Below are 9,130 nucleotides of genomic sequence, written 5' to 3' on the forward strand. Positions count from 1 at the left end.
CGCCGCCACCGCCGAGGCTCCTGCTGCGCCCGGAACCACCGCACAGCAGGCCGCTACCGAGCAACCAGCGTCACCTGCCGCCCAGCCTGAGGCCGAAGTCCAGCCGGAGGCCGAAGTCCAGCAGCCCGAACAGCAGACGGCAGCCGTCCAGCCCGAAAAGTCTGCGGCTCCCGCAGCCGAGGAAAAGCCGGAAGTTCCCGCTTTCGATACCGTGCGCGTCGAGAAGACCGGAGAAGCCGTCATCGCCGGTACCGCCGAGGCGGGGTCGGAAGTTGTCGTGAAGTTCGACGGTGAGGAAATCGGCAAGGCCGTCGCGAACAACGATGGCGCCTTCGTCGTCATCCCCGACCAGCCTCTGCCTGCGGGCAGCGGAGCCTTGACAATCGAGTCGACGGGCAAGGGCGATCTTCAGCCGACCCCCTCCGACCAGAGCGTCGCTGTGATCATTCCGGCCGGCGCCAATGAGGATGTGCTCGTCGCCGTGGTGAGCCCGGACGCGCCGACCAGGGTACTCCAGAAGCCCGAACCTGCGCCTGAGGCCGAAACGCAGGTTGCGGCGGTTCAGCCCGAAACAGCGGCAGTCCAGCCCGAAACAGAAGCCGCGGTGGTCCAGCCCGAAGCCGCGCCTGCTGTCGAACAGCCCGCCACAGAGCAAACCGCCGTCGAGCAGCCCGCAGCCGAACCTGCCAAGAAGCCCGCCAAGTCCTCGAAGTTCGTCAGCATTGATGCGGTCGACTATGATGGTTCTGGAAACATCGTGTTTTCGGGCCAGGGCAAACCAGGCAATACCGCCCGCATCTATGTCGACAATGCCTTCATCGGTGATGCCAGGATTGGCGAGGATGGCCGCTGGAACTTTTCCGGCACGGCGGATGTGAAGCAGGGCGTGCATCAGCTTCGCGTCGACGGACTGGATGGCGCCGGCAAGGTGGTGAACCGCGTCGAGGTTCCCTTCTTCCGCGAGGACCAGACCAAGATCGCCGAAGCCACGGCGCCCGAGCAGGCGGCGGAACAGACCGTAGCAAAGACGGACGCTCCCGCAACCGAGGCAGCTGCCACCGAAACCGGCACGGCGGCAACAGGCGAACAGCAGGTGGCGGCAGCAGCCCAGCCCGAGCAGCAGGCTGCGGCGGAGAGTCCGAAAGAAGGCCGCGTGGTCATCCAGCCTGGCAACAACCTGTGGCGCATTTCCCGCGTGCTCTACGGCTCAGGCGACAAGTACACGCTGCTCTATCAAGCCAACAAGGACCAGATCCGCAATCCGGACCTCATCTATCCCGGCCAGATATTCAAGACACCGGATGTGGCGCCAATGACCGAGGCCGTCGATCCCAAGCGCCGCGATCCCCTGAAGCCCGAGGAGAATGCGGCGGCTGCCCCTTAGCATTCTGCCGCGCCACTCCCATATGCGCCTATCATGAGCCGACATACGCCTCCGGGCACAGAAAAGTCCCTCGCCGGAGACGGCGACCAATTGGCGATCCTGCGTGACATGCTGCCTTACCTGTGGCCCGCCGGCCATCCGGGCCTCAAGGCACGCGTCGTTTTCGCCCTGGTCGCGCTGGTTCTGTCCAAGTTCGTCACGGTCGCGACACCCTATGCCTTCAAGTACGCGACCGATGCGCTGACGACGGGAGCAAACGCTGCGACCGTCGCGGTCACCGTGCTCGTCTTCATGGTTCTGGCCTATGGCATGGGCCGCATCATGATGGTGGTGCTGGCGCAATTGCGTGACGCCGTCTTTGCGCGTGTGAGCCAGCGCGCCGTGCGAGAGCTTGCGGTGAAGACCTTCCGGCATCTCCATGCGCTGTCGCTCAAGTTTCATCTGGAACGCCGCACGGGCGGCCTGTCGCGCATCGTGTCGCGCGGGACGATGGGCATCGATACGGTGCTGCGCTTCTCGCTGTTCAACACCTTTCCCACGATCCTCGAGATCGTCTTCGTCGCAGGCGTCCTCGCATGGTCCTATGGCTGGCTCTATGCGCTCGTCATCATCCTCACGGTCATTGCCTATGTGGTCTATACCTACCTGGCGACGGAGTGGCGCATCAACATCCGCCGCGACATGAACGCGGCCGACACCGAAGCCAACACCAAGGCCGTGGACAGCCTTTTGAATTTCGAGACGGTCAAGTATTTCGGCAACGAGGAGCATGAGGCAAAGCGTTACGCCCGCTCGATGGAGAGTTACGAGAAGGCAGCGGTGAAGACCTGGGTCTCGCTGTCCGTGCTGAACGCAGGCCAGGCTGTCGTCTTCTCCATCGGCCTTACCATCGTCATGGTGATGTCGGCGCTCTCGGTTCGCGCCGGCACCAGCACCGTCGGCGATTTCGTGATGATCAACGCGCTGATGATCCAGCTCTACGTGCCGCTGAATTTTATCGGTTCTTCCTATCGCGAGATCAAGCAAGGGCTGATCGACGTCGAGCAGATGTTCACGCTTCTCAAGGTGAATGCCGAGATCGCCGACAAATCTGATGCGAAGCCGCTTGCCGTGCGCGATGCGGAAGTGGTGTTCGAGAACGTGAACTTTGCCTATGACATCGAGCGCCCCATCCTCAGGAATCTGTCGCTGCGCGTGCCGCCGGGCAAGACGGTCGCCATCGTCGGCCCCTCGGGGGCGGGCAAGTCCACCATTTCCCGTCTGCTCTACCGGTTCTACGACATCAGCGCCGGACGCATCCTCATCGACGGGCAGGACATCTCGGACGTAACGCAGAAGTCGCTCCGCGCCGCCATTGGCATGGTCCCGCAGGATACAGTGCTGTTCAACGATACGATCCGCTACAACATCCGCTACGGCCGGCCCGACGCCACCGACGAAGAAGTCGAAGCCGCGGCAAAGATGGCGCAGATCCACGACTTCATCACCAGCTTGCCCAAGGGATATGACGCCATGGTGGGCGAGCGCGGCCTGAAGCTCTCGGGCGGCGAGAAGCAGCGCGTCTCGATCGCGCGCACCATCCTCAAGGGTCCGCCCATCCTGATCCTCGACGAGGCGACCTCGGCGCTCGACAGCTTCACCGAGCATCAGATCCAGGCAGCATTGAAGAAGGTGTCTGAGAACCGCACTACGCTCGTCATCGCGCACAGGCTGTCGACGGTGGTCGATGCCGACGAGATCATCGTGCTCGACAAGGGGCAGGTGGCCGAGCGCGGCACGCACGACGAGCTGCTGGACCGCAAGAAGGGACTCTACGCCGCGATGTGGAACCGCCAGCGCGAAGCTGACGAGGCACGCGTGAAGCTGAAGCAGGCGGAAGCGGATGACACGGACCTTCTCATCCCTGACAGCGAGACTGAGCTGATCAAACGGGTAACGAGTTACACACCCTGATCGGAATCCCCTTGTTAAGCCTGAGCCTCGAATTCGAGGCTTGAACACTGAAAATTCGACACGAATTCGAGTCTGATTTCATTTCATTTAGAACTCTCCTCCATGTTGAGGTCATGCCACGAGGGAGAAACCGAGTGGACCCCGGTGAAGTCCCAGTAAGTGGATGAACCGGAACAGGGACAACCTGCGTGCTGGAGGTGGAAAGCCGGTACGCTCAACCAAGGGATTGGGGAGAGTCAAATGATCGTGACGACAATGGACGGAATCGCTGGCCGCATCACTCAGGAAACCATGGGCCTCGTGCGTGGTACGCACCTGTGGACACGCCGCGTCATCAAGACCAGCTTCGGAGGCATCCGGAACTTCGAGGTGACGGGCGTGCAGCAGATGGACCAGGGCCTCAATGATGCCAAGGAGCAGGCCAACAAGGCCATGATCGACCAGGCCAAGGCCCTGGGTGGTGACGCCGTCATCGGTGTCCGCATCGATGTGGTCGAGATGAGCAACGGCGTGTTCTGCGTGAACGCCACCGGGACGGCCGTGAAGACCATTCCGCTGCCCATCACGGTGCCGGTTTTCGAGGCAACTCCGCAGCAGGCCGATGCCATGGATTTCGACATGAGCTTCCTGGCGGCCCGCCCGTCCTTCGAAGGCTCCACGCTCCGCCACTGAGACAGAACGACAGCACCTGAAGTCGGGCTCGCGCGGTTGGGGAACTTCGCGGGCCCGAAATGCTTTTCAAAGGGGCGCATAGACGCTACATGAGCCCCATGTCGATCATCAACTCGGTTTCCGAAGTCCTGGTCCCCGTTCATCGTGAGGGATACCGGTTCATTGCAATCTTCGCCGCGGTCACGCTGGTGCTGTTCTGGCTCGGCATCGGGCCGCTTGCCTGGGCTGGCGTTGTTCTCACCTTGTGGTGCGCCTACTTCTTCCGCGATCCGGAACGGGTCACCCCGCTGCGGGACGGTCTGGTCATATCGCCGGCGGATGGCCGCATCAGCGCCATCGAAGAGGTGATCCCCCCGGTCGAGCTCGATCTGGAACGCGAGCCGGTGACGCGCATTTCCGTGTTCATGAACGTTTTCGATGTCCATGTGAACCGTTCGCCGGTCGATGCGGCGATCCGCAAGATCACCTATGTGCCGGGTTTGTTCGTCAATGCCGATCTCGACAAGGCCTCGCTCGACAATGAGCGCCAGGCCCTGACGCTGGAACGCTCCGGCGGGCAGCGCATCGGCGTCGTGCAGATTGCCGGGCTGGTTGCCCGGCGGATCGTCAAGTTCGTGAACGAGAACGATCATCTTTCTGCTGGCGAGCGCTTCGGTCTCATCCGTTTCGGCAGCCGGGTTGACGTTTATCTGCCGAAGGGCGTGAAGGCGATGGCCTGCATCGGCCAGCGCGCGGTTGCGGGCGAAACCGTCCTTGCCGATCTCAACTCCGTCGAGCCCGAACGCAGCGGGCGCCCCAGCTGATGGATGAGAGCTCCGAAAGCACAGAGGTTTCGAATGGTGGGGAAGATTCCCGCCAAGGCCGCTTCCAGATGGTGCCGGTGCGCTTCCTGCTTCCCAATCTCATCACGCTCCTTGCCCTGTGCAGCGGCGTCACCTCGATTCGGCTGGCGGTCGAGGGCCGCTATGAACTGGCTGTGGCCGCGGTCATGCTGGCCGTCGTTCTCGATGCTGTCGATGGGCGTCTGGCGCGGCTGCTGAAGGGGACATCGCGTTTCGGCGCGGAGCTCGATTCGCTGGCCGACTTCGTCAATTTCGGCGTTGCGCCCGCGATCCTTCTTTACACCTGGTCGCTCAACTCGCTGAAGACGGCGGGCTGGGTGATCGCCCTGGTGCTTGCGATCTGCTGTGCGCTCAGGCTCGCACGCTTCAACGTCGCCCTTGACGATCCTCACAAGCCGGCTTGGTCGAGCCGCTTCTTCACCGGCGCCCCGGCACCGGCCGGAGCGGGCCTCGCCCTGCTGCCATTCTATCTCGGTTTCCTCGGGCTGGTCGATGACGGGCACGATTTCGCGATCCTCATCGGTCCCTATGTGGTGGGCGTCGCGCTCCTGATGGTGAGCCGCGTGCCGACCTTCTCGGGCAAGAACATGGGGAGCATCCCGCGCGAAATGGTCCTGCCCGTGCTGGGCCTTGCCGCCTTCGCGGTGATCATGCTCATCGCCTTCCCGTGGGAATTCCTCACCGTCGTGTCCCTGGTCTACCTGGCCCTGATCCCCGTGAGCATGCGCAGCCACAGTCAGCTCAAGCGGGCCGATGCCGCCCGCAGCGAAGCATCGGCCGGTCCCGGCGTCTGACGCTACAGCACGCGCGCCAGATCGGCGATCAGGTCGTCGCCATTCTCGATCCCGACCGACAGGCGGAACACGCCGTCACCGGCATAGTCGCGATAGCGCCGGAGCTGTTCAGGGTCGTGCCGGAAGGTCGAGCTCTGGATGTCGCCGGTGCCGATCCAGTAGACCAGGCTGCGGTGATGGCCGAGCGAGACGGCATAGTGGATGATCTCCAACTGCTTCACCATGCGCGCCGCGATGTCTGGCCCCGGCGTTCTCGTCTGGAAGGTCATCATGCCGGAAAAATTCTTCATCTGGCGCTTCGCCAGCTCGTGCTGCGGATGCGAGGGAAGGCCTGGATAGAAAACCTTGGTCACTTCCGGATGGCCTTCGAGGAAGCGGGCGACCTTCAGCGCGGCCTCCTCATGCGCCTTCATGCGGATCGGAAGTGTGGCCGCGCCCCTCAGGATGAGCCAGGCGTTGAAGGGTGACATGATGCCCCCGAAATGCACCGTGGCTTCGAGGTTGAGAGCCGAAAGGTCTGCCTTCCGGCCAATGACGGCGCCGCCCATCGCGTCGCCATGGCCGCAAATGTACTTCGTCAGCGAGTGCACCACAAAATCCGCCCCAAGCTTCAGGGGCTGCGTGGCGATCGGCGTCGCATAGGTCGAATCGACAGCAACGTCGCGCACGCCGCGCTCATGGGCAAGCCGGGCGAAGCCTTCGATGTCGCAGAGCTTCATCGTCGGATTGGCGGGCGTTTCAAGCCACAGCATCTTCGTACTGGGGCGGATGGCGGCCGCCACTTCCTCGGGCCGCGACAGATCGACGTAGGACACGTCGATGCCGAAGCGGGGCAGGGTGTCGCGCGCCAGTTCGGCGATCCCCACGTAGTTGGCATCCGGCACGATGAGGTGATCGCCCTTGCCGAGCCGCCCGCAGATGACGGCATGAGCGGCGGCAACGCCCGAGGCAAAGCACAACGCGGATTCGCCGCCTTCAAGCACCGCGAGCTTGTCTTCCAGCTGCTTCACCGTCGGGCTCGACACGCGGCCATAGACGAAGCCTTCATAGCCTTGTTCATCGCGGGCCGAGAAGCCGGTCACGGTCTCGGGCGCGAAGGTGACGGACATGACGAGGTTGGGAGAAGAGGCCCGCGTGGCCGGGTCGATATACTCGCCCGCATGGACGGCGGCGGTCTCCGTGGCCCAGTTCTCGTTCCGCCTGTTGTTGTCCGACATCGCGCACTCCACTTTCCTAAAGACAAATCTTGCCTATGATGCTGATAGACAAGCGAATCTGCAACCGCAGAGCAGGGGATAGTCAAATCAGCATGGAGTGGCAGCAGCCTCATTGGAGCGGAAGGCAGCAACCTCGTTCGCCTCCCCGCGAGAAGCTGCGCCCGAATGGCTTCGCGCGCATGGCGCGCTTTTCTGTCGAGAACCGCAACATCCTGGTGATTCTCTATGTGGTGCTTGCGGCCGTGTGCGGCGGCTGGGCCATTGCCACGCTGGAAGTCGATCTCGATCAGAGCCCGCGCATCACGCTCGACGAGACCACGGCGAAACTCCAGGCGGAACTCGACAGGCAATTTCCCGGTGTCGAACAGACATTCCTGGCGATCGTCGAAAGCCGCGATCCGGAGACATCCCGTGAACAGGCTCTAGCACTCTCGGCGTCGTTGGGCGAACGGAGCGATCTGTTCCTCTCGGCTTTCGTGCCGGGTACCGGCGACTTCTATGGCCTGAATGCCTTGCTGTTCCGTGATGCCGCCGACGTCCGTTCGCGGGTTGACGCCTTGCTGCAGATGCAGCCGCTCTACCTCGCCATCGCCGCCGCGCCCGACATTCAAGGGTTTGCCACCCTCATCCACGAGATTGGCAATGCCGTGGAACAGGGTCGCTCTCCACCCGGTCTTGAAACCTTGTTGCTGGCGGCGGCCTCCGCCATCGAGGGGGAAGTCAGGGGGAGGCCGCGTCCGATCCAGTGGAACGCACTGGCTGGCCTAGGCGGCGAGGCGCGCAGCATGCGGTGGTTCGTTCTGGCAACCCCGATCCCTGGCATGGAGCGCCAGGCAGCGGCCTTTGCGCGGCAGTCCGCCGACGGGATGCAAGGCGTGCGGTGGCTCTGGCCGAGGCGCGCCCTGAGTTCTGCCCCGAGCCCCTTGCGCGATTTCGTGGTGCCGGCGGGACTTTCCATTTTCGTCACCTTCACGCTCCTCGGGGCCGGGCTCGGGTCCTTCCGGCAGACACTTGCCATCTTGCTGACGGGTGCGGTCACGCTGTCGGCAGCAGCGGCGGCGGCCTCTGCGATGGGCCGGCCGCTCGACTCCGCCACATGGTCCTTTGCGCTGGCCGCGCTTGCGCCCGTGCTGGTGTCGGGCACACTGCTCTGCGTGTCCTATGCGGGGGCACGGGCGAAGGGTGTTTCGGCGGCACAGGCGGTGATGCTCGCGACCCACCGCAAGGGCGGTCTGGTCTCTGCCATCATGTTCCTCTTCGTGGCCGTCTGGGTCTCCTGGCTGGTGCGGCAATTGCCTTCGCTGAACCAGTTCGCCGTGATCTCGCTCATCGGCACCGCCGTAGCCTGGCTCACCGCGCTGACCCTGCTGCCCGCCTGCCTCGCTCTCTTTGCACGCGGGGGCCAAAGCGGCCAGGTGCATTGGCTGGATGATGCCTTGGGCGATGCGGCCTCCCACCACACCCGCAACGCGATCGATGTCGTGGCAATGGTGGTTCTGGCGGCGGCAGTGTTCAGTATCGCCTTCCTGCCCGGCATGCGCTTTGGCGAACGCCAGACACCATCCTCCCCCGTCGCCCTGCTCGAAACGCCCGATGCGCGCGGCGCCGTGCATGTCGTCGTGCCGCGCGCGGAGGTGCCGGGAATTGTCGACCAGCTCATGCGCCTGCCTGAAGTGGGCGCCATCCGCACCGCCGAACAGTTCCTGCCGCCGGATGCGGCACCCAAGGTGGCTGAACTTCACCGCCTCGAGGCCATGGCGCCATTCGAGCCCGCGCCGCGCGAACCTTCAGAGGAAGAATCGCTGCCGCAGACGTTCATCGAGCTTGAGCGGGAACTGACCGCAATTGCCTCCGGGCCGGCGACGTCGCCCGATCTGCGCGACGCCGTTCTGAAGCTGAGACGCGCGGTCAGTCTCTTCGCCAATCCCCAGCAGCCGACGGCCGGAAGGGTCGACGCTCTGGAGCAGTCGCTGTTTGGCAGCCTGGGCTCGCTTTCCGTCACTGCGCAGCGCCTTGCGCGCCTGCGGCAACCGGGCGTGGAGGATCTTGATCCGCATCTCCTTCGCCGCTTCGTGTCGAGCGAGGGGAACTGGCGCGTGGAGGTCATGCCGCGCACCGGCACCGGCACGCTGTCCTTCGCGGCGGCCATGCGCCGGGCGGTTCCTGCCGCTGTCGGTGAACCCATGCAGGCGCTGGTCCGCAACGAAATCATTCATCACGAGACGCTGCTGGCCCTCGCGGCGGCCCTCGTGGCTGCGGCGATCCTGG

At 63.9% G+C, this 9,130-nt stretch carries 7 protein-coding genes; 6 read left to right on the forward strand and 1 reads right to left on the reverse strand.

Annotation, left to right across the window (positions count from 1 at the left end; genetic code table 11):
- From ACEW8Q_RS08080 to pssA, 5 genes are all read left to right on the forward strand, one after another.
- On the forward strand, positions 1 to 1,384 hold a 1,384-nt coding region (locus tag ACEW8Q_RS08080; protein ID WP_373503544.1), incomplete at its 5' end, for an Ig-like domain-containing protein.
- Positions 1,385 to 1,417: 33 nt separating this feature from the next.
- Positions 1,418 to 3,337 (forward strand): ABC transporter ATP-binding protein/permease, encoded by a 1,920-nt coding sequence (locus ACEW8Q_RS08085; RefSeq protein ID WP_373503545.1) that lies wholly within the window; start codon positions 1,418 to 1,420, stop codon positions 3,335 to 3,337.
- Positions 3,338 to 3,577: 240 nt separating this feature from the next.
- Positions 3,578 to 4,009, forward strand: coding sequence for a YbjQ family protein (locus ACEW8Q_RS08090; protein ID WP_373503546.1), 432 nt, complete (start codon positions 3,578 to 3,580; stop codon positions 4,007 to 4,009).
- Positions 4,010 to 4,098: 89 nt separating this feature from the next.
- On the forward strand, positions 4,099 to 4,812 hold the full coding sequence (locus ACEW8Q_RS08095) for a phosphatidylserine decarboxylase (protein WP_373503547.1): 714 nt from the start codon (positions 4,099 to 4,101) through the stop codon (positions 4,810 to 4,812).
- Positions 4,812 to 5,645: a CDP-diacylglycerol--serine O-phosphatidyltransferase gene (pssA, locus tag ACEW8Q_RS08100; RefSeq protein ID WP_373503548.1), complete on the forward strand. Its 834-nt coding sequence runs from the start codon at positions 4,812 to 4,814 to the stop codon at positions 5,643 to 5,645. Before ACEW8Q_RS08095 ends, pssA begins: the two co-directional genes overlap by 1 nt.
- Before the next feature lie 2 nt (positions 5,646 to 5,647).
- On the opposite strand, the gene ACEW8Q_RS08105 is transcribed toward pssA, so the two are convergent.
- Positions 5,648 to 6,862 (reverse strand): PLP-dependent aspartate aminotransferase family protein, encoded by a 1,215-nt coding sequence (locus tag ACEW8Q_RS08105; protein ID WP_373503549.1) that lies wholly within the window; start codon positions 6,860 to 6,862, stop codon positions 5,648 to 5,650.
- Positions 6,863 to 7,041: 179 nt separating this feature from the next.
- On the opposite strand from ACEW8Q_RS08105, the gene ACEW8Q_RS08110 reads away from it, so the two are divergent.
- On the forward strand, positions 7,042 to 9,130 hold a 2,089-nt coding region (locus tag ACEW8Q_RS08110; protein WP_373503550.1), incomplete at its 3' end, for a hypothetical protein.

Source organism: Aestuariivirga sp., from assembly GCF_041738905.1.
Classification (GTDB): Bacteria; Pseudomonadota; Alphaproteobacteria; order Rhizobiales; family Aestuariivirgaceae; genus Aestuariivirga.